Below are 19,939 nucleotides of genomic sequence, written 5' to 3'. Positions count from 1 at the left end.
AACAAAAATAGGCATCTGTTTTTATAAAAAATAGAATGAAATTAACATGTGAAGTTTATTTCAAAATCTTTCGATATTTCAATGGAGTAATTCCTATATTTTCCTTAAAACAACGAATAAAATGGCTTTGATCTGAAAATCCGCATTCTAGCGCAACTTCAGATAAAGATTCAAAATCATTTAAAATCTTCAACGATTTCTCGACCTTTAATTTTCTTACATATTCTCCCAAATTACATTGAAAATATTTCTGAAAATCTCTGCTCAAATGCATCGGATGAATATTTAAAGTTTGAGAAAGTTCAGCTAAACTTAATTTTTCTGTAAAACTTTCATGCAAAATTTCATTGATTTGTTTTACCCAAACCGGATTCTTGTCTGAATTTTCTTTTTGATTGGATAAGCGATCAAAAATATTCAGTAAAAGCTGATTAACAGACAATTCGAACGAATCATCATTAATTTTAGTTTCTTTTAAAATCTGATAAATCAATAATTTTAAATCCGGATTTTTAATATTGAAACTTCCTTCAATCTGATCTTTTGAAAGTTGAAGTTTTTCAAACCAGTTTTCTGTAATTTCGATATGAAAGCCCCGTGTAAAAACCTCTGGTTTTATGTTGTAATGAGCATCTTCCCAATGGTGATAAAGCAGTGTCCCGGCGGAACAGTCGTAAATTTCTTTTTTATTACCTTCTGTCATATTTCCCTGTAATAGAAAAGTGAAATATGGATTTTCATGATAATGCCAATCGACAAAAGGATGCGTATATTCTGTATCCGTAATAGTCAATCCATCAAAACTGAGGGTTTCATTGGTGTGTCCGAAAAATTCACCATTACGAAGATTTTTCATATTATAGTTTTTGGTTTAAATTTTCAATCTGTTGATACATTTTGTTGAAAAAGATCTTTCTGTCACGATTTCCTGAAGTATTCAGCGATTTCGAATTTTTTATTTGATGCTCAAAATAATTTTGTGTTTCGTTGCAGGTTTTAGCATCATTAATTAAGATATATCCAAACATATTCGTTGGCAGCGCAAAAAGCGAATGTTGCGGATGATGAAAAAATATATCGTTGGAAAGGTGCATCAATTCATTTTCATACAGGTGAAATTTTGGATTGTTTTCTGTTTTTTGCTCGATATATTCTATTAATTCTTTCAATTCTTTTAGAATAATTTGCCCTTCATTTTTTTTCAAAAGTCCGGTTTCATAATAAAATAAAATTTGTTGTAAGATACTGGAAACCGTCATGTCATTCCATAATTCCACAACATTTTGTTCTTCGTATTTTTTCCGCAATTCCTGTGTATCTGCTTCAAAATAAGGAGGTGAGAATTGTAAAAAAGGAACAAAAACCTGTTTAGCATTCAACAAATTCATCCAGACATAAATTTTGAAACGGGAAAGAAGGCTGTCCGAAAGCGTATAAAAGAATGGAATATCCTTCGCAGAATAATAAATTGTCATTCCATCAGAAAGCGGTAAATTTTCAAAAACACCAAGATTATTCTGAAAAAAAGACTGTAAATCTTCCGTTGTAGTAACTGCAGATGTTTTTTGTACTAAAATCTGATGATCCGAAGTTAGAAACTGATCCAGCGAAATCTGATAATATTTTGCCAGTTCCAAAGCTTCTTCAAAACTGAATTTTGCTTTTAAAGAAGTTCTTCTGTGCGCTGCATCATAACTTATCGAAAGAATATTTGCGATCTCGTCATTCAATGATTTGGCGCCAATTCTTTTACGAATTTCTTTAAGCAAACTTTCCTGATGCATGTTTTGTGATTTTCACAAATGTACTCATTTATTTTAATTTTTTTTCGCATTTAATTTTGTGCTTTTCACATTTAATTTTGAGGTATAATTTTAGACAATAACTATGAAAAAAATATTTTTTTACTTGAGTATTATATTACTGTTAAGTAGTTGCGCGACATTTAAAAATGAAAAATTCATTGATAATAAATTGGAAACGAGTAGTCTGGATCTTATCAATGGGACTTATAATAATCTCCCATTTTCTGGTGATGGTTTTTATGTTAGAAGTCTGACAAGTGTTTTTGATAGAAATACCAATATGTTTAATTTCAAAGAAAAGTATGAAAAAAAGGATTTGAAAGTAATATTAAAAGCAATCAATCAAAATAGATTAAATGTGAAAATATATGAAGCTGAAAACTTATTATTTGATAGAAATTTAAAAGTGAAATTAAAACATGATGGATTTATCTATTTAAAGGAAAAAAGATTCATGCTCGATGGAATTCCATTGATTTTTGGTGGTTGGAATATCCAGAAATCTCGTTTTAGAATTGATGAAAACAAAAATTTATATGTAGAGTCGAATTACTTTTTCTGTAACGGGATATTAATTGTTATGAGTGACTGGAAAACATTTCATTATAATTTAACTTTTGAAAAAACATTATGATTATGAAAACAATACCATATATCTTAATTGCCATAAGATTCATTTTGGCGCCGATTATTATTTCTTTAGCTTATTTCAAAGGAGAAGAATCCCGGTTTTTAATTTTAAGTTTAATGTATTTCGGATTATTAACGGATATTTTCGACGGAATTATCGCCCGAAAAGTTGGAATTTCTTCTGAAAAACTAAGAAGATTAGACAGCCAAACAGATTTGATTTTCTGGCTTTCATTAGGATTTGCAGTGTATTTTCTAAATCCTGAATTGATTAAACACGAATGGAAAGGTATTGTTTTAATCTTCGTTATGGAAGCACTTTGCTACGTTGTCAGCATTTGGAAATTTGGAAAGGAAACCTGTACTCATGCTTTTTTATCAAAAATGTGGGGATTGAGTTTGTTGATTGCTTTTACTTATTTAATTGGATTTCAACGGGCGGGTTGGGCTTTTTATCTTACTGTAATTTTGGGATTTATTTCTCATATTGATGTTATTTTGATTGTTTTAATCCTTCCAAAATGGCAATATGACGTTCCAAGTTCTTATCACGCATGGAAAATCCGAAATGGTAAAAAACGTAAAAAGTCGATTTTCTTTAATTAAAATAATACTCAAAGCATAGTTTTTCGTTGAACAATTGATAAATGAATTTTTAATTAAGACAGCGCCATCATCAAATTGCGCTGTTTTTTTGTAACTTTGCACTCATTAATTTTTATAGAAAATTTTAATCAACAAATGAAAAAGCAGACAATTAAGGAAATCCTACAGGATTACAAGAAAGTATTACATCATGACATTACGGTTTACGGTTGGGTAAGAACGTTCCGTGCGAATCGCTTTATTGCGCTAAATGATGGTTCTACGATTAATAATTTGCAGATAGTTGTTGATTTCGAAAATTTTGACGAAGAAATTATTAGCAAAATAAGTACAGCAGCTTCTTTGAAAATTGTTGGCGAGGTTGTGGAAAGTCAGGGAGCAGGACAAGCTGTAGAAATTATTGCTAAAAAAATTACAATTTTAGGAGATAACTTCACAGAAGACAGAGACAAAACGATTCTTCAGCCTAAAAAACACTCATTGGAAACATTGAGAGACCAAGCGCATTTAAGATTTAGAACAAACCTATTCGGAGCGGTTTTCAGAGTGCGTCACGCGGTAAGTTTTGCGGTGCATTCTTTCTTTAACCAAAACCAATTCTTTTACATCAACACGCCTGTAATTACTGGAGCTGATGCAGAAGGAGCGGGTGAAATGTTTGGAGTAACCAACTTCGACTTAAATAATATTCCAAGAGACGAGCAGGGAGATATTGATTTCGCTCAGGATTTCTTTGGTAAAAAAACAAACTTAACGGTTTCAGGACAGCTTGAAGGAGAAACTGCAGCAATGGGATTGGGAAGAATTTATACTTTCGGACCGACTTTCCGTGCTGAAAACTCAAACACGACACGTCACTTGGCTGAATTCTGGATGATAGAGCCGGAAGTTGCTTTCAACAATTTGGAAGACAACATCGATTTGGCGGAAGATTTCCTTAAATATGTAATTCAATATGTTCTGGATAACTGTAAAGATGATCTTGATTTCTTAGACAAGCGTTTTGAAGAGGAACAAAAATCAAAACCGGAAAAAGACAGAGCAAAAGAAGGTTTGATCGAAAAACTTCAGAATGTTATTGCTAAACGTTTCAAACGTGTAAGCTATACGGAAGCGATCGAGATCTTAATGAATTCTAAAGAGAATAAAAAAGGAAAATTCCAATACCCGGTTGAAAGCTGGGGAACGGATCTTCAATCTGAGCACGAGAGATTTTTGGTTGAAAAGCATTTTGAAAGTCCGGTAGTTTTATTTGATTATCCGAAAGAGATCAAAGCATTCTACATGAAGTTGAACGACGACAACAAAACGGTTGCAGCAATGGACGTACTTTTCCCAGGAATCGGTGAAATCATCGGAGGTTCCGAAAGAGAAGCAAGACTGGATGTTTTAAAGCAGAAAATGACAGAGATGCATGTTGATGAGCACGAACTTTGGTGGTATTTAGACACCAGAAAATTCGGTTCTGTTCCGCATGCAGGATTTGGTTTAGGTTTGGAAAGATTGGTTCTTTTCGTAACAGGTATGACGAACATCAGAGACGTAATTCCTTTCCCGAGAACACCGAAAAATGCAGAGTTTTAATCTCTACTAAATATAAAATAAGCGCCAAAAATCTTAGATTTTTGGCGCTTACTATTTTTCTCCCAAACTATCAATTTCTTTATCGTTCTCTGAAAAATTAATTTTCAATTTCTTTTCAGTAAATCTGTAATATAAAAATGTTGTGATGGCGCCTAATGCAGAAGATAAAATATTAATAAGAAGAATATTGTCAACCAAAGTTTGTTTAGGATTCTCATCAGAACTGTATTTTAAAATCAAAAAAGAGACTGTAAATGAAGAAATAAATTGAAATCCAAAAAATAATAGAAGGGCAATAAAAGTTCTTAATCCAGTTTTTTGATTATATCTTACACTTTGCTTTCCAAACAATATAAAAATTAACATAAAAGGCAAAAGATATATTAACCCAATTCGAATCATTATTTTTTTTATTTTAAATATATGAAATAATAACAAATTTTAATTTCTAAATCTAAAATAAAAAAGCCTTTAAAAATCGATTAAAGGCTTTTGTTGTTTATTTTTATAGTTTATTACGTACCATATAATGCAAAAATCATGCTAAAATGTTTTTTTGTCGAAATAATTTATTAAATTCGTAGAATATGTTATGTTAAAACACCAATTAATAATATGCTTAAACAACACTTACAACTCAAATTAGGACAGAAGTTGGCTCCCCAACAAATCCAGTTGATGAAGTTGATCCAGCTTCACACTCTGGAATTTGAAGAGGAATTGGAGAGAGAGTTAGAAGAGAATCCGGCATTGGAAATCGCAAAAGAAGAATCTAAAGAAGATGATTATGCTGCGCTGGAAGATTCTTATGAAAATGAGGGTACAGAAAGCATTGAAACAGATTTTGATGTAGACCAATATCTTTATGACGACGAACCAAGCTATAAAACTTCGTCCAGCAATTATTCTGCTGATGACGAAGAATTCGATAACGAAAGCCTTTTAACGGAGGGTCAGTCTCTATATGATTATCTTTTAGAACAGATTCATCTTGTAAATATCAATAAAGAAGATGTGAAAATTGCAGAATATCTCATCGGAAATCTTGATACTGACGGATATTTAAGAAGGGAAGTCAAATCTATTGTTGATGATCTAGCGTTTTCACAGGGAATTTATACAACGAAAGAAAATGTTGAAGATATTCTTGAAAACTATGTCCAAAAGCTTGATCCTCCCGGAGTGGGAGCGAGAGGTTTGCAGGAATGTCTTTTGCTGCAGATTGAAAAGAAAGTAAGCTCTGATAAAGCGGTTTCTCTGGCTGCAAATATTTTGAGGCATCAGTTTGATGCTTTGACAAACAAACATTACAATAAGATCATCCAAAAATATGATATTGAGGAAGAAGATCTGAAAGATGCTTTGGATGAAATCTCAAAATTGTCTCCAAAAGTTGGTGGAAATTTCGATACTCAGACCATTACTATCAACCAGGAAATTATCCCGGATTTTGTAATTCAGGTAAAAGATGGAATGGTGATTCCTATGCTGAACAGTAAAAATGCACCTACTTTAAGAGTTTCCGAAGAATATAAAGATATCCTGTCAACGTATTCTCATGATAAAAATTCTTCCGAACACAAGCAGGCTGCTTTATTTATTAAGCAAAAACTGGATGCTGCAAAATGGTATATTGATGCGATCAATCAACGTCAGAATACTTTGCTGCAAACAATTACAGCGATTGTGAAATTTCAGAAGGATTATTTTATTACTGGGGACGAAAAATCTTTAAGACCAATGATTCTGAAAGATATTGCAGATATTACAGGATTTGATATTTCTACGATTTCAAGGGTTGTTAAAAGTAAATATGCCGATACATCAAACGGAATTGTTTATTTAAAAGATTTATTTTCAGATAGTTTAACCAATGATGATGGAGAGGAGGTTTCTACAAAAGAAATTAAAAATCACCTTCAGGAAGTTATCAGTAAAGAAAATAAAAGAAAACCTTTGACAGATGATGCTTTGGTAGTTATTCTTAAAGAACAGGGCTATAATATTGCACGAAGAACGATTGCAAAATATCGTGAACAGTTAAATATTCCTGTTGCAAGACTAAGAAAAGAACTTTAAAAAATATAAGAAAAGCATTTCAAATCGAAATGCTTTTCTGTTTTACTTTAAATTTAAAAAGGACCTTGCTGTTCGCATGTTGATGTACAACAGTTAAAAACATAAGGTCTTCCCTGATTATTAACGTTTAGATCATAACAAGGATCTGGACTCACCAAACAGTAGCAAATTTTTCCGCCTCCTGTTAAGTTTTTCAACTCATTTCTTTTTAATTTTTTCAGATTTTTCATAGTAATTTTGATTTGATGATTTCTCCTACTCTTTAAGCTTTTCGGAATACGCTTTATTTATATTTTAGTTAATTATTCACTTTTTCTAAGCCGAGTTCTTTCATAGAAACTTCTCTCATTTCTACTTTTCTTATTTTTCCTGAAATAGTCATTGGGAATTCTTCTACAAACTTCCAGTATTTCGGGACTTTATAATGAGCGATTCTTCCTTTACAATAATCCAAAAGTTCTTCTTCGGTTACATCAAAACCTTGTCTCACTTTTACCCAAGCCATTACCTCTTCCCCGAATTTTTCACTCGGAACTCCAATGATCTGAACATCTAAAATATTAGGATAAGTATATAAGAAGTCTTCAATTTCTTTTGGCGAAATATTTTCTCCACCACGAATAATAAGGTCTTTTATCCTTCCGGAAATCGTGATATAACCTTCTTCATCCATTACAGCCATGTCTCCTGTATGCATCCAACGTGAGTCATCGAGAACTTTTTTTGTATTTTCAGGATCATTCCAATATTTAAGCATGACGGAATAACCTCTTGTGCATAATTCTCCATGTTCACCGCGTTCAACGATTTTTCCGCTTTCATCTATAATTTTTATTTCTAAATGATTCTGGACAGTTCCAACTGTATTAACTTGTTTTTCAAAAGGTGTTCCTATCAATGTTTGAGTTGAAACGGGAGACGTTTCTGTCATTCCGTAGCAGATACTCATTTCTTTGATATTCATTAAATTTTCAACTTTTTTCATAATTTCAGGAGGACAAACTGAACCGGCCATCACACCTGTTCTTAAGCTTGAAAAATCAAAAGTATCGAAATTTTTTACTGCCAATTCAGCAATAAACATAGTCGGAACTCCGTATAATGAGGTACATTTTTCATCAGAAACGACTTTTAACGTAATATCAGGATCAAAACTGTCATTTGGAATAATCATACAAGCTCCGTGAGTTGTGCAACAAATATTTCCGATCACCATTCCAAAACAATGGTAAAAAGGAACAGGGATACAGACTCTGTCTTTTTCGGTATATTTTAGTCTTATTCCGATAAAATATCCGTTATTTAAAATATTATGATGAGAAAGTGTAACACCTTTTGGAAAGCCTGTCGTTCCGGAAGTATATTGAATATTCACAGGATCATCAAATTGAACGTGTTCCTCAAAACTGTGTAAAGTATCATCCGAAATTTCCTGTCCGTTATTTAAAAATTCTTCCCAATTGTGATCAAAGAAAATTTCAGATTTTAAAGTAGTACAAAATTCTCTCGCATCAGCAATCATTTTTTTATAATTACTTGATTTAAAAGCTAAAGCCGAAAAAATATGTGACATTTCGGATTGATTGATTACAAAAATCAATTCGCTGGTTCGGTACGCAGGATTGATATTTACTAAAATAACTCCGATTCTTGCCGTAGCATATTGTAAAAGAACCCATTCATAGCGATTTGTAGACCAGATTCCGATACGGTCGCCGGATTTTGCACCAAGGAAAATTAAAGCTTTTGCAACCGCAGTTGTCTGATTGTAAAATTCCTGATAAGTCGCACGGTAATTTTGATGTACAAAGATTAATGCTTCGTGATTTGGAAATTTTTCAACGGTGTGTTTAAGGTTGTTTCCGATCGTTTCGCCTAATAATGGAATGTCGGATCCACCGTGAACATAGGATATTTGCATAGAATAAAAAGATTTGGTTAAATAAAATTAACAATAATATCTTAAATTCTTGCTTTTTATGTTAAATTTCCTGAGAATCAATTTCTTTTAATTGAATTAAATTTTTATCGAGCTTTTTCATGATGATTCCATAAACCAACCTGTAATAAAGCCAGATCAGTAAAGCAGAAAGACCTGTCGTTAATACAATTCCTATAACGAATATAATCAGCTCAGAATTTTTTGGCTCAATATTTTGAGAATTTAAAGAATAAAATATAAAAATCGTAAAAATAGAAGTGAAAGCTACCAACAAAAGTATGCTTATTAAAATAAAGGCATTTACGGTCTTTTTAAATTTGATGATTCTTGTAATCAGCCCTTTAAGATTTTCTTCAATTCGTATTTTACGATAATTTTGGTAAAACTTATAAACGAAATATGCGGTAACAACAAGACTTAATATTTTTAAAATCAAATAAATATTATCAAAACTGTTTTCAACTTCAGGTGTTTTTCTTGCGCCTAACTTTTCAAGATAACTTAAAAAACCATTCGTTTCATCCCCTTGAAAGAAATAAAATATGCCCATCACAGAGAAAAAGAAAAACTCAAAAACACTGATCCAGAAAATATATTTCACATAATTACGCGATTTTCTGTTCAACATCTGAAGGATTTCCTTGTTGTCGTATTTCTCCTGAACAGGCTGTTCCTGCCATGTTTTCTTAAAACTGTCTAAATCAAATTCAGGCATATTTTTCCATCTGTTCTTTAAGGGTTTTCTTTAATCTGTTCATTTTCACACGCGCATTTACTTCGGTGATCCCGAGGTTTTCAGCAATATCCTTGTAAGGCAAATCATCCAGATACATCATTACGATTGCTCTTTCCACATTAGGAAGAGTCTTTATTACAGTATACAAAAGTGATACCTGTTGTTGTTTTTCATCATCATCTTCAATAAAATCTGCATGATTAATGTCTAACTCATTAGTTGGTAGGCTTTTGCTTTTTTTTCTGAAAAGAGTAATGGCTGTATTTAAGGCAACACGGTACATCCAGGTAGAAATTTTAGAATTTCCTTTAAATGAGTCATAACTTCTCCATAATTGCAACACAATTTCCTGAAAAAGATCTTCCTCATCCTCCAAAGAATTGGTATAAAGACGCGAAACCTTAATAATCAATCCCTGATTATCCTTAATAAGTTGCGCAAATTCCTTTTCCTTTGAAGCCAATGTAGATGTGTAATTTAGTTGCACGAAGATAACGACAAAATCTCAATCTAACAATTTAATAATCTAACAATGTAGCAATCCGTAAAATAGCGCATTTTTATATGGTTAGATTGTTTACATAGGTAAATTGTGACATTAAATTGTATCTTTGCAGCCACGAGAAAGTCGGCTTGTTGATTCTTATTTCGATAAGGGTAGGAAAGTCCGGACACCATAGAGCATCAAAGCGGATAACATCCGTCACCCGTGAGGGTAGGACAAGTGCAACAGAAAGTATGTACAGTTCGGCTGTAGTGAAACCAGGTAAACTCTTTGTGGTGCAATGATAAGTATATCGGTTCTTTTCAGCAATGAAAATAGGAGTTGCTCGCTCTGAAAGCCGAGGGGTAATCAGCTCAAGTTTTGCAGTAATGTACAACGTAGATAAATAACAGGCACTTTTTTAAAGTACAAAATCCGGCTTATAGATTTTCTCGTGATTTTTTTGTTTAAAATTAAGAATTCAAGGTTTATGCTTTGATTTTTTTATTTAAATTTAAAAATGCTTCGACAAACTTAGCGTGACATCGCTGGTAATTTAACTGTTAATATAACAGATAGTATTAGAGTTGTCATGCTGAGCTTGTCGAAGCATCTATTTTATATAGTTTAAATTTTATTTCTCACTCTCCAATTGTTTTTTTGCCTCTTCTAAACCCAATTTGTCTTCTTTTGAAAGCTGTGGATATTTTAAATCCATTTTTTCTAAAGCATCAATAATAATCTGAATTGCAGCAACTCTTGCAAACCATTTGTTATCAGCAGGAAGAACGTACCACGGTGCATCATCTTTTGAAGTTTCGTTGATGGCTGTTTCGTAGCATTCCATATATTTGTCAAATAAAGCTCTTTCAGGAAGATCGGCTGTAGAGAATTTCCAGTTTTTTTCCTGTTCGTTGATTCTGTCGAGAAGTCTTTTCTTTTGCTCGTCTTTAGAAACGTTTAAAAATATTTTTATAATAGTTGTTCCGTTTTGAGTCAAGTGTTTTTCAAAATTTCTGATGCTTTCGTAGCGGTTTTCCCAGAATTTATCGTCAAAATCTTTTACGGATTTCCATGTTTTTTCACTTAAATTATATTCAGGATGAACTTTACAAACCAACACACTTTCATAATGTGAACGGTTGAAAATCCCAATCATTCCTTTTTGAGGTAAAGCCAGATAATGTCTCCATAAAAAATCATGAGCATACTCCTTAGAGCTTGGAGTTTTAAAGCTGGTCACGTTACAGCCTTGTGGATTTACGCCTCCGAAAACATGTTCTATCAAACTGTCTTTTCCTGCAGCATCCATAGCTTGCAAAACAACCAAAATAGATTTGCTTCCGTCAGAATATAACCTTTCCTGAAGCTCACGAAGTTTTTCTTTTTCCTGAATTAATAATTGTGCGCCTTCTTCTTTTGTAAGTTTTCCTTTATATTCCGTTGAAGCTTTTTTTATTGAAAATTTTCCTTTAACTAAAAAGTCATCTGAGAAATTGGTGTTCATATATTTTTAAATAGTTTAATTAATTTGAATTCTAAATTTTAAGATTTAGTAGAAGTCTAATATCTTATCTAACATAAATATAATAAAAAAACCGCCTCGATGGAGACGGTTTCTTTATTTTGAGTAGAGATTTACTATTTTGCAGCAGCTTTAGCGGCTTTCTTTGCTTCTTTAGCAGCAGCCTTTGCAGCAGCTTTCTCTTCCTTAGCTTTAGCTTTTAACTCTTCAGGAGTTAATGGTTTTGGTTCAGGAGCATTTGCATCTACGTTTCCTTTGATGTAGATTACGCTTCTGCTGTTTGCAGGGTCGTTAGAAAATACTTCGATCATTTTGTTGAAACCACCATTGATACCAGTGTTGTATCCAACTTTGATTTTAGCAGATTTTCCAGGCATAATAGGATCCTGGCTGAATTCAGGAGTTGTACATCCACAAGATGCTTTTACGTTTGAAAGTATAAGAGGCTTATCACCAGTGTTTGTCACAGTGAAAAATCTGATACCGTCTGAACTAGGCTTTATAGTTCCATAGTCGAAAGTAGTTTTGTCAAACGTGATAGTTTGTGCAGATGCCAATGCGAATGTTCCGAATAAAGCAATTCCTGCGATTAATTTTTTCATATCCTTGAATATTAAATATGTTGTTAGATAAATTTTGAGAAACAAAGTTAAAAATTATTTTAATTCATACTTAAAATTTTTTTTCTTTAGACTATTTTTGCAAATTGTAAATTAAAGAAATAGAATCTATGCAGATTTCAGAAAAGTACAATCCACAGGAAACAGAACAAAAGTGGTACAATTACTGGTTGGAAAACAAGTACTTCCATTCAGAGCCAAATGATAAGCCGCCTTATACGATTGTAATTCCTCCGCCAAACGTAACGGGGATTTTGCACATGGGGCATATGCTTAACAATACCATTCAGGATGTTCTGGTCCGTCGTGCAAGAATGCAGGGCTTTAATGCTTGTTGGGTTCCGGGAACAGATCACGCTTCAATTGCTACTGAAGCGAAAGTTGTTGCTAAACTGAAGTCTGAAGGTGTCAATAAATCTGATATTACAAGAGAAGAATTTCTAAAGCACGCTTGGGAATGGACCGACAAATACGGAGGAACCATCCTTGAGCAGTTGAAAAAATTAGGTTGTTCATGTGATTGGGACAGAACACGTTTCACTATGGAGCCTAAACTTTCTCAGCAGGTTATCAAATCTTTTGTTGATTTATACAATAAAGGATTGATTTATCGTGGTTACAGAATGGTAAACTGGGATCCGGAAGCTAAAACCAATATTTCTGATGAAGAAGTAATATTTAAAGAACAAAACGGAAAATTATATTTCCTAAAATATAAAATCGAAGGTACAGAAGAATTTCTTTCGGTTGCTACAACGCGTCCTGAAACGATTTTTGGCGACACAGCAGTTTGTATCAATCCTAATGATGAGAGATATGCTCATCTGAAAGGTAAAAACGTAATCGTACCGATCGTAAATAGAGTAGTTCCGATAATTGAAGATGAATATGTTGATATCGAATTCGGAACTGGTGCTTTAAAAATTACTCCTGCTCACGACGTTAATGACTATGAAATCGGACAAAAACATAATCTTCAAATGATTGATTCTTTGGATGATGATGGAAATTTGAATGATTACGGTCAACATTACGCCGGAAAAAACAGATTTGACGTAAGAAAGCAGATCGCAAAAGAATTAGAAGAAAAAGATCTTTTGTTAAAAGCAGAAGATTACGTAAATAAAGTAGGAACTTCAGAAAGAACAGGCGCAGTTATTGAGCCTAAAGTTTCTGTTCAGTGGTTCTTAAAAATGTCTGAAATTGCAAAACCAGCTTTGGATGTTGTAATGGATGATGAGGTGAAATTTTATCCTGAAAAGTTTAAAAATACCTACAAACACTGGATGGAAAACATCCGCGACTGGAACATTTCCCGTCAGCTTTGGTGGGGTCAGCAAATTCCTGCATTTTATTACGGAGACGGAGAAAATGACTTTGTAGTTGCAGAAAACATTGAAGAAGCTTTAGTTTTAGCAAAACAAAAAACAAACAATGATCAACTAACGACCGACAACTTAAAACAAGACGAAGACGCTCTTGATACATGGTTCTCATCTTGGTTGTGGCCAATGTCTGTTTTCGATGGCTTGAACGATCCTGAAAATAAAGATATTAATTATTACTATCCAACTTCGGATTTGGTTACAGGTCCGGATATTATTTTCTTCTGGGTGGCAAGAATGATCATAGCAGGATTGGAATACAGAAAAGAAGTTCCGTTTAAAAATGTTTATTTTACAGGAATTGTAAGAGATAAGCAGAGAAGAAAGATGTCAAAATCTTTAGGAAATTCACCTGATCCGTTGGAATTGATGGATAAATATGGTGCAGATGGAGTTCGTGTAGGAATTTTATTAAGTTCTGCGGCTGGAAATGACCTTCTTTTTGATGAAGATCTGATGCTTCAGGGAAGAAATTTCATGTCGAAAATCTGGAGTGCATTCCGATTGATCAATATGTGGAATCATGAAGATAAACCTGCAAATTCAACAGAACTTCAGGCAATCGAATGGTTCGAAAATAAATTGAACAAAACAATTGTTGAAATTGATGATCAGTTTGAAAAATTCAGAATTTCTGATGCTTTACATTTGATCTATAAATTAATCTGGGACGATTTCTGTTCTTGGTATTTAGAAGCAATTAAGCCAAATTATGGTGAAGGAATTTCTAAGGAAGTCTATAATAAAACGGTTGCTCTTTTTGAAGAATTAATGAAATTATTGCATCCATTTATGCCTTTCTTAACGGAAGAATTGTGGCAAACTATTTCCGAAAGAAAAATAGAAGATGCTTTAATGATTTCTCAGCAGAAAAAAGCAGAAGGATTTAGTGAAGATATTATTAAAAATTTCGAGACAGCATCAGAAGTGATTTCCGGAGTTAGAAATTACCGTCAGACAAAAGGAATTTCACCAAAAGAAGTTGTTGAAATTTATACAAATGCTTCAGAATTTGCGAATGAACCTGTTATTAAAAAGTTAGCAAACGTTTCAGAAATTCATTTCGGAACAAAAACAGATAAGCCAAGCTTTACATTTTTAGTTGGTGCAACGGAAATTTCAATTCCTTTAAGTGAAAACTTAGATTTAGGAGAGGAAAAAATTAAGACAGAAGAAGAATTGAAATATTTAAAAGGATTCTTGATTTCTGTTGATAAAAAACTTTCCAATGAAAAATTTGTTGCCAATGCAAAGCCTGAAGTTGTAGACGTTGAGCGCAAAAAGCAAAAAGATGCTCTTGACAAGATCGCAATTCTTGAAGAGAGGCTGAAAAGTTTATAAGAATATTTTAAAATAAACTTTTAAAATATGAAAGACAATAGAGATATTTTCACATTAGACAGCGATACAATAGCTTCTAATCCGGGCAGAGTGAAAGTGATGCCTTTGGTATTGATGAGATATATGTATAAACCTGTTTTTTTGTTAATAGCTCTATTGGCTTCATTAGCTTTTGCTCTGGATATTTCGTTGATTTTTGGAGGTATTGCATTTTTCATTTTTTTAGTTGTAAATATTTTTTACTGGAGACGAAAAAAAGAGCAATTTGCACATGGAGATTCTAACGGAGGAATAATCATATCTGAAAAGCCAAAACTACTTGCAGTAACCACGGATCTTACCAAAGGATTTGCAGGAAGTTTTCCTGTCGTGAAAATAATAGCTTATAAAGGAAAAGGCAAACTGAATGAAAGAATAGGAACAGTTGCTCTCTACCAAGGTTCGGAAAGCTGTGTTCCTCACTGGAATGATTTTTTTCCGGTTCCTGTAGAATATGTGAATAATAATAAAGCTGAATTGAACGCTGTTTTAAGCTCTTATTCTACCGAAAGCTGGGAAGTTTTGGAAAGTCGAATAGAGCAGATAACGAAACCATACAAAGAAGGTTTGTTTAAAATATCATCTGAAAACAGTAGTTGGTAAAAGTGTAATGAATTTTAAAGATAAAGTTGGTACTTTTAATGTCATTAGTAGTTTTACTATCAGATTAAAAAAAGAATTTTATCTGATCGGGGAATTATTGGAAGGAATTTTGAATGATGATCATTATATTAATATAGTTTTAAACTCAAGTCTTGTAATGTCTGCAAAAATTTCCTCTCTAGAAAATGTTGAAATTGCAAATGATCCTAAAATTTATACACTAATCATTATAAAAAGTGAGCATGACGAATTAAATGATATTTTGTTTTGTCAAAATGTAGAAAACGAAAATGTATACATCACTTTAAGTGGTGAAGATTAATTAAAACTAAATGAAACACATAGAAAATATAAAAAAAATATTCTCAAAAAACTTCGTGGAAAGTCCGCTATTGGAAAGTTTCGAAGTTGGGAAGATCTATCTTTCAAGTGGAAAGCTTGTTGCTTGTGATCCTTTAATTACAAACGATATGAAGCACTTTACTACAGAATTTCCAAAAGGAAATTTTTCTGTTTTGTTACATAAAGAAAGAGAGAGTAATTGTGTTGCTTATGCTGAAATTATTTTCAGTAATTCTGAAATTTCAGACTGGAAATTAGCTACGACAGAGGGGCAGAATATCAAAGATTTGGCAGAAGAGGAAATCTTCGGATATCCTGTAGAAAGCGGAATGGGATGCTTTATGGATGTTAATACGCAACATAATCTGAATGAACTGGAGCAGAAACTATATCACAACAAAGGTGTAGATTTCATGGGGATTTATGAAGAATTTTTCCATGAATATTTCTTTGATGAGAATGGAGCAATAGATCAGTATGCATTTTTAAAACCCTCAGAAAATCATCCTGGAACTATTTTTGCCTTTGAAACGGGATATGGAGAAGGTTTTTATGCAAGCTATATTGCTTATGATAAAATTAATGCGCCAGTGAAAATAGTGACTGAATTTATCGAAATTAGTTAATTAAAGTTAATTATTTTTGAAACACAGTTCCCATATTATACATTTGCTAGAATCTCACAAAATATTAAACTAATAATAAAAAACACAATGAATTTTTCATCAGAACAGCCAAAAATCATCGTTGTAGGTAGTTCATCGATTGATCTTGTTTTAGAAACAGAAAAAGTTCCATGTCAGAATGAAACTGTTATTGCCCATAATTCTGAGAGTTATTTTGGAGGTAAAGGCGCAAATCAGGCAGTTGGAGCTGCAAGATTGGGAGCCAGCGTATATTTTATAGGTTGCGTAGGAATGGATCCTCTTGGTCAGCAGATCATGAGAAATATGGTGAATGAAAACGTGAATGTAGGTTTTGTCTATGAAACTGATCAGGAAGCTACAGGAACGGCTTATGTAACGACTTCCGATGGAAATGCAGCAATTGTAGTAGTTCCCGCAGCAAATAATTTTCTGAGTATTGAACATGTAGAGGCTGCCGACAAATATTTTCATACGACAGATCTTGTCCTTCTTCAATTGGAAGTTTCAATGAAAGTAGTGGAATATACAGTAAGAAAAGCTAAAAAATATGGCAAAAAAATAGGATTGTATGCTTCTCCTGCACAAAGATTGAGTAATGAAATTTTAGATAACGTAGATTTCATTGTAGTGAAAAGCAATGAACTTCATATCGTTTTCGGGGAAGATCAGAGAGAAGATATTCTTAAAAAATATTTCAACAAGGTTTTTGTAAGAGACGATATCAATTCTACTGTTTATTTTGACGGAACAGAAATGAAGTATTGTCGAAAAGACAACGATAAAAACAATTACAAAATGGGAATGGGAGATGCCTTTACAGCAGGTTTTTCCATTGCATTGTGTCATGGTAATTCCATCGAAGAATGTGTGAAATTCGGGAATGAGGTTTCTGCGAGAGTTTCGTCCAAAAAAGGTTCGCAAACGGGATTACCAAGAGTTTCAGACTTCATCTCATAAGCTATTTGCTACATATCGAAAGTTTTAAACTTAACATAAAATACAAAGTAAAATTTCCACTTTTATAGTGGATTTTTTCTTTTTGAATATGGAAAGTTTGACCTTAAGAACTCAGGATAATATTTCAATCATTACACATCTTTTTTTGCCTGAAAAAAGCAATCATAAACTTTTGCTCATCAATTCTGCAACGGGAGTGAAACAACAGATTTATTTTTCTTTTGCTCAGTATTTTTCTGAAAAAGGATTTACTGTCATTACTTACGATTATCGCGGAATCGGACTTTCAAAACCCCAAAATATGAAAGGTTTCAATGCTTCGATGAGAATTTGGGGCTCAGAAGATTATAAAACACTGACAGATTATATTAAATTAAATTTTAACAATTATCAGAAATATTGTTTAGGACATTCCGTCGGAGCTTTGATTTTAGGAATGAATAAGGATTCTGAAATGTTCGAGGAATTTATTTTTGTCGGAACTCAAAATGCATTTGTCGGAAATTTAAAATTTAAAACAAAAATCGAAGCCTATCTTGGTTTTGGAATTGCTCAGCCTTTAACTACCGCATTGTTAGGATATTTCCCCGGAAATTGGTTCGGGCTTGGAGAAAGTCTTCCAAAAAATTGTGCATATGACTGGAGAACCTTAATTTTAAACAGGAAATCAACCAACGGTTTGTTGGAGAAAATTGATGATTATTCTAAAAATTTAACGCAGAAAGTATTCGTAATTCGGGCTGAAGATGATGTTTGGTTAACTGAGAAAGGGGTGAAAAGTCTGTTAAATGATACCTATCCGAATCTTCAGCCAACCTACAGATTAGTCAGAACTTCCGAATCGGAAAAAGGCGAAATCGGGCACGTTAATTTTTTTAGAAGCTATAATAAAAGTCTCTGGAATATTATTTTAAATGAATTGATATAATGAAGAACCTCATCGAAAACACGATAGAATTTGTAAAAGAAAAACTGGAAGGTGCAGAAGCCGGACACGACTGGTTTCACATCGAAAGAGTATGGAAACTGTCTAAAAAGATTGCTGAAACTGAAAATTGTAATCAGGAAGTGGTAGAATTGGCGGCTTTGCTTCACGATATTGCTGATCCGAAATTTCATAATGGCGATGAAACATTGGCATTAAAAGTTTCCCGTGAGTTTCTAGAAAGTCAGAATGCTTCAGAAGAATTGATTGAGCAGGTTTTGTTTATTATTAAAAATATTTCGTTTAAAAATAGGGGAGAAGTTCCTCAAAATCTTCCGATTGAACTGAAAATTGTTCAGGATGCAGACCGAATTGATGCGATTGGCGCCATCGGAATCGGAAGAACGTTCAACTTTGGAGGTTTTAAAAATAATCCGATGTACGATCCGAATGTTGAGCCGAAACTAAATATGTCGAAAGACGAATACAAAAAATCCAACGGAACAACAATCAATCATTTTTACGAAAAGTTATTATTGTTGAAAGATCTGATAAATACTGAGAAAGGAAAAGAAATTGCGGGTGAAAGACATGATTTTATGTTAAAATTCCTCGATCAGTTTTACAAAGAATGGAATGTTGATTAGCATTTTTCCAAAACCTTTTAAAATAAGTATCTTTGCAACATGGTATTTGTCATTTTGCTGATTTTCTGGGCGTTGGTTTTCTCTCTTATTTTGTCGAAAGTAAAGAGGGGAAAAGGTGCTGAATGGGCAAAATTATTCCGAATTATCACGTTGGTTTTTGCAGTTTCTTTTTTCACCTATTGGTTTATCAAAAAAAGTTCTGTTGGGATCGTGCAAGATTCTGTGGCATTGCAGGTTATCAATAAACTTCCGCAGCCGATAGATTTTTACGTAATCAACCTTAATGAACCTGAAGCAGGAAAAGCAATTGAAACGGAGCACATCGGCAACATTCGTTCAGAATACTACAGAATTCAATATCTAAGAATGGAAAAGTCTGATGAATATTGGGTTGTAGGATATTTAGGAAAGAAAAACCTTGTGTATTTTTCTCAACATTCTGTTCCGAATAAAAATATTGATCAGATCATTGAGGTCAATAATTACATTAACCAAAGCGTAAAACTTTCTGATATTGCTAAGAAGCAAATTGATGCTTATAATTACGAAAACATCAAACTAGGAATCTGGGTCACTCTTGATTTTCTTCTGTTGTTTCTCAACTTGGTTTTATTGATCAGAAATAAAAAATAAAAAATCCCGACTTGTATATCAAGTTGGGATTTTAGTTTATATAATCTTGCAGTTTTTTATCTTTCTTCAGAAATAATTTAGGGATAATCCAGGATCAGCATGATTCTTTCCTTCAGTTCTTCCGGACAGTTTTTGATAAGTTTGTCTTTATTCTGCTTACTGATTTGCTTGGGTTCCAGCCATTCGGTTACATCAGAACTTAGACTATTGTTATCATAGTTTCTTTTTATTTTTTCATCTTCATAAAAAGTATATTCATCTCCGAGCCAGTTGCTCGTAATACTGATTGTACAAATTTCCTTTTCCATTTCGTTAAATTTTTGAGGGGTTCAACATTTATGTATTTTATCACACTCTCTAATTTACTAAATTTTATAATGAAAAAGGAGCTTTTCCTTTAATTTTTTTT

General features: G+C 32.9%; 22 protein-coding genes and 1 other RNA gene. 13 read left to right on the top strand and 10 right to left on the bottom strand.

The window, feature by feature from the left end; genetic code table 11:
* Window positions 1-55: 55 nt before the first annotated feature.
* Window positions 56-856 (bottom strand): AraC family transcriptional regulator, encoded by an 801-nt coding sequence (locus ABD940_RS04390; RefSeq protein ID WP_345200553.1) that lies wholly within the window; start codon window positions 854-856, stop codon window positions 56-58.
* Between the two features lies 1 nt (window position 857).
* Window positions 858-1,784, bottom strand: a complete 927-nt coding sequence (locus ABD940_RS04385; protein ID WP_345200552.1) for a helix-turn-helix domain-containing protein — start codon at window positions 1,782-1,784, stop codon at window positions 858-860.
* 103 nt (window positions 1,785-1,887) lie between these two features.
* On the opposite strand from ABD940_RS04385, the gene ABD940_RS04380 reads away from it, so the two are divergent.
* From ABD940_RS04380 to asnS, 3 genes are all read left to right on the top strand, one after another.
* Complete coding sequence (locus tag ABD940_RS04380; RefSeq protein ID WP_345200550.1) at window positions 1,888-2,439, top strand: lipoprotein; 552 nt, start codon at window positions 1,888-1,890, stop codon at window positions 2,437-2,439.
* 2 nt (window positions 2,440-2,441) lie between these two features.
* Window positions 2,442-3,041, top strand: a complete 600-nt coding sequence (locus tag ABD940_RS04375) for a CDP-alcohol phosphatidyltransferase family protein (protein WP_345200549.1) — start codon at window positions 2,442-2,444, stop codon at window positions 3,039-3,041.
* A 135-nt stretch (window positions 3,042-3,176) separates the two neighbouring features.
* The gene (asnS, locus tag ABD940_RS04370; RefSeq protein WP_345200548.1) at window positions 3,177-4,625 is read left to right on the top strand and encodes an asparagine--tRNA ligase; all 1,449 of its coding nucleotides are present in this window, start codon (window positions 3,177-3,179) and stop codon (window positions 4,623-4,625) included.
* 51 nt (window positions 4,626-4,676) lie between these two features.
* Here asnS and ABD940_RS04365 read toward each other — a convergent pair whose 3' ends face one another.
* Entirely contained in the window at window positions 4,677-4,865 is a 189-nt protein-coding gene (locus tag ABD940_RS04365; RefSeq protein WP_345200547.1) for a hypothetical protein, read from the bottom strand.
* Between the two features lie 375 nt (window positions 4,866-5,240).
* Here ABD940_RS04365 and rpoN point away from each other — a divergent pair, with 375 nt between their 5' ends.
* The gene (gene rpoN, locus ABD940_RS04360; protein WP_345200545.1) at window positions 5,241-6,704 is read left to right on the top strand and encodes an RNA polymerase factor sigma-54; all 1,464 of its coding nucleotides are present in this window, start codon (window positions 5,241-5,243) and stop codon (window positions 6,702-6,704) included.
* Window positions 6,705-6,757: 53 nt separating this feature from the next.
* On the opposite strand, the gene ABD940_RS04355 is transcribed toward rpoN, so the two are convergent.
* The 4 genes from ABD940_RS04355 to ABD940_RS04340 all read right to left on the bottom strand — a co-directional run bounded on the left by ABD940_RS04355 (window position 6,758) and on the right by ABD940_RS04340 (window position 9,845).
* Window positions 6,758-6,934, bottom strand: coding sequence for a bacteriocin-like protein (locus tag ABD940_RS04355; protein WP_345200544.1), 177 nt, complete (start codon window positions 6,932-6,934; stop codon window positions 6,758-6,760).
* Window positions 6,935-7,002: 68 nt separating this feature from the next.
* Window positions 7,003-8,625, bottom strand: a complete 1,623-nt coding sequence (locus tag ABD940_RS04350) for an AMP-binding protein (RefSeq protein WP_345200542.1) — start codon at window positions 8,623-8,625, stop codon at window positions 7,003-7,005.
* Window positions 8,626-8,686: 61 nt separating this feature from the next.
* Window positions 8,687-9,361: a beta-carotene 15,15'-monooxygenase gene (locus ABD940_RS04345; RefSeq protein WP_345200541.1), complete on the bottom strand. Its 675-nt coding sequence runs from the start codon at window positions 9,359-9,361 to the stop codon at window positions 8,687-8,689.
* Entirely contained in the window at window positions 9,354-9,845 is a 492-nt protein-coding gene (locus tag ABD940_RS04340) for an RNA polymerase sigma factor (protein ID WP_072954385.1), read from the bottom strand. Before ABD940_RS04340 ends, ABD940_RS04345 begins: the two co-directional genes overlap by 8 nt.
* A 157-nt stretch (window positions 9,846-10,002) precedes the next feature.
* Here ABD940_RS04340 and rnpB point away from each other — a divergent pair.
* Window positions 10,003-10,325: RNase P RNA component class A (gene rnpB / locus ABD940_RS04335), an RNA gene on the top strand.
* A 175-nt stretch (window positions 10,326-10,500) separates the two neighbouring features.
* Here the strand turns inward: rnpB and ABD940_RS04330 are convergent.
* Both ABD940_RS04330 and ABD940_RS04325 read right to left on the bottom strand, forming a co-directional pair.
* Window positions 10,501-11,373, bottom strand: coding sequence for a polyphosphate kinase 2 family protein (locus tag ABD940_RS04330; protein ID WP_345200539.1), 873 nt, complete (start codon window positions 11,371-11,373; stop codon window positions 10,501-10,503).
* Window positions 11,374-11,507: 134 nt separating this feature from the next.
* Window positions 11,508-11,993: a DUF1573 domain-containing protein gene (locus ABD940_RS04325; RefSeq protein WP_345200538.1), complete on the bottom strand. Its 486-nt coding sequence runs from the start codon at window positions 11,991-11,993 to the stop codon at window positions 11,508-11,510.
* 128 nt (window positions 11,994-12,121) lie between these two features.
* Between ABD940_RS04325 and ABD940_RS04320 the strand changes: the two genes are divergently transcribed.
* The 8 genes from ABD940_RS04320 to ABD940_RS04285 all read left to right on the top strand — a co-directional run bounded on the left by ABD940_RS04320 (window position 12,122) and on the right by ABD940_RS04285 (window position 19,530).
* The gene (locus ABD940_RS04320; protein ID WP_345200537.1) at window positions 12,122-14,737 is read left to right on the top strand and encodes a valine--tRNA ligase; all 2,616 of its coding nucleotides are present in this window, start codon (window positions 12,122-12,124) and stop codon (window positions 14,735-14,737) included.
* Window positions 14,738-14,764: 27 nt separating this feature from the next.
* Window positions 14,765-15,379 carry a hypothetical protein gene (locus ABD940_RS04315; protein WP_345200536.1) on the top strand — a complete coding sequence of 205 codons (615 nt, stop codon included), beginning with the start codon at window positions 14,765-14,767 and terminating at the stop codon, window positions 15,377-15,379.
* Between the two features lie 7 nt (window positions 15,380-15,386).
* A complete protein-coding gene (locus ABD940_RS04310) occupies window positions 15,387-15,701 on the top strand; it encodes a hypothetical protein (protein WP_345200534.1) in 315 nt (104 codons plus the stop codon).
* Window positions 15,702-15,711: 10 nt separating this feature from the next.
* Window positions 15,712-16,347: a DUF4241 domain-containing protein gene (locus tag ABD940_RS04305; protein WP_345200532.1), complete on the top strand. Its 636-nt coding sequence runs from the start codon at window positions 15,712-15,714 to the stop codon at window positions 16,345-16,347.
* 87 nt (window positions 16,348-16,434) lie between these two features.
* Window positions 16,435-17,325: a ribokinase gene (locus tag ABD940_RS04300; RefSeq protein WP_345200531.1), complete on the top strand. Its 891-nt coding sequence runs from the start codon at window positions 16,435-16,437 to the stop codon at window positions 17,323-17,325.
* A gap of 88 nt (window positions 17,326-17,413) precedes the next feature.
* Entirely contained in the window at window positions 17,414-18,253 is an 840-nt protein-coding gene (locus ABD940_RS04295) for an alpha/beta hydrolase family protein (protein WP_345200530.1), read from the top strand.
* A complete protein-coding gene (locus tag ABD940_RS04290) occupies window positions 18,253-18,897 on the top strand; it encodes an HD domain-containing protein (RefSeq protein ID WP_345200529.1) in 645 nt (214 codons plus the stop codon). Before ABD940_RS04295 ends, ABD940_RS04290 begins: the two co-directional genes overlap by 1 nt.
* A 39-nt stretch (window positions 18,898-18,936) precedes the next feature.
* Window positions 18,937-19,530 carry a hypothetical protein gene (locus ABD940_RS04285; protein WP_345200528.1) on the top strand — a complete coding sequence of 198 codons (594 nt, stop codon included), beginning with the start codon at window positions 18,937-18,939 and terminating at the stop codon, window positions 19,528-19,530.
* A gap of 77 nt (window positions 19,531-19,607) precedes the next feature.
* Here ABD940_RS04285 and ABD940_RS04280 read toward each other — a convergent pair whose 3' ends face one another.
* Window positions 19,608-19,838 carry a hypothetical protein gene (locus ABD940_RS04280; protein ID WP_345200527.1) on the bottom strand — a complete coding sequence of 77 codons (231 nt, stop codon included), beginning with the start codon at window positions 19,836-19,838 and terminating at the stop codon, window positions 19,608-19,610.
* Window positions 19,839-19,939 lie beyond the last annotated feature (101 nt).

This window comes from Chryseobacterium ginsengisoli (assembly GCF_039542325.1).
Lineage (GTDB): Bacteria > Bacteroidota > Bacteroidia > Flavobacteriales > Weeksellaceae > Chryseobacterium > Chryseobacterium ginsengisoli.
This window is presented reverse-complemented; position numbering and strand designations above follow the sequence as displayed.

Excerpts from the sequence above, each read along its gene's own strand:
- ABD940_RS04355 (WP_345200544.1), bottom strand. The coding sequence starts at position 6,934 with ATGAAAAATCTGAAAAAATTAAAAAGAAATGAGTTGAAAAACTTAACA.
- ABD940_RS04315 (WP_345200536.1), top strand. The coding sequence starts at position 14,765 with ATGAAAGACAATAGAGATATTTTCACATTAGACAGCGATACAATAGCT.
- ABD940_RS04310 (WP_345200534.1), top strand. The coding sequence starts at position 15,387 with ATGAATTTTAAAGATAAAGTTGGTACTTTTAATGTCATTAGTAGTTTT.
- rpoN (WP_345200545.1), top strand. The coding sequence starts at position 5,241 with ATGCTTAAACAACACTTACAACTCAAATTAGGACAGAAGTTGGCTCCC.
- ABD940_RS04390 (WP_345200553.1), bottom strand. The coding sequence starts at position 856 with ATGAAAAATCTTCGTAATGGTGAATTTTTCGGACACACCAATGAAACC.
- ABD940_RS04385 (WP_345200552.1), bottom strand. The coding sequence starts at position 1,784 with ATGCATCAGGAAAGTTTGCTTAAAGAAATTCGTAAAAGAATTGGCGCC.
- ABD940_RS04330 (WP_345200539.1), bottom strand. The coding sequence starts at position 11,373 with ATGAACACCAATTTCTCAGATGACTTTTTAGTTAAAGGAAAATTTTCA.
- ABD940_RS04305 (WP_345200532.1), top strand. The coding sequence starts at position 15,712 with ATGAAACACATAGAAAATATAAAAAAAATATTCTCAAAAAACTTCGTG.
- ABD940_RS04280 (WP_345200527.1), bottom strand. The coding sequence starts at position 19,838 with ATGGAAAAGGAAATTTGTACAATCAGTATTACGAGCAACTGGCTCGGA.
- ABD940_RS04350 (WP_345200542.1), bottom strand. The coding sequence starts at position 8,625 with ATGCAAATATCCTATGTTCACGGTGGATCCGACATTCCATTATTAGGC.
- ABD940_RS04380 (WP_345200550.1), top strand. The coding sequence starts at position 1,888 with ATGAAAAAAATATTTTTTTACTTGAGTATTATATTACTGTTAAGTAGT.
- ABD940_RS04320 (WP_345200537.1), top strand. The coding sequence starts at position 12,122 with ATGCAGATTTCAGAAAAGTACAATCCACAGGAAACAGAACAAAAGTGG.
- ABD940_RS04295 (WP_345200530.1), top strand. The coding sequence starts at position 17,414 with ATGGAAAGTTTGACCTTAAGAACTCAGGATAATATTTCAATCATTACA.
- ABD940_RS04285 (WP_345200528.1), top strand. The coding sequence starts at position 18,937 with ATGGTATTTGTCATTTTGCTGATTTTCTGGGCGTTGGTTTTCTCTCTT.
- ABD940_RS04325 (WP_345200538.1), bottom strand. The coding sequence starts at position 11,993 with ATGAAAAAATTAATCGCAGGAATTGCTTTATTCGGAACATTCGCATTG.
- ABD940_RS04290 (WP_345200529.1), top strand. The coding sequence starts at position 18,253 with ATGAAGAACCTCATCGAAAACACGATAGAATTTGTAAAAGAAAAACTG.
- ABD940_RS04345 (WP_345200541.1), bottom strand. The coding sequence starts at position 9,361 with ATGCCTGAATTTGATTTAGACAGTTTTAAGAAAACATGGCAGGAACAG.
- ABD940_RS04375 (WP_345200549.1), top strand. The coding sequence starts at position 2,442 with ATGAAAACAATACCATATATCTTAATTGCCATAAGATTCATTTTGGCG.
- ABD940_RS04300 (WP_345200531.1), top strand. The coding sequence starts at position 16,435 with ATGAATTTTTCATCAGAACAGCCAAAAATCATCGTTGTAGGTAGTTCA.
- asnS (WP_345200548.1), top strand. The coding sequence starts at position 3,177 with ATGAAAAAGCAGACAATTAAGGAAATCCTACAGGATTACAAGAAAGTA.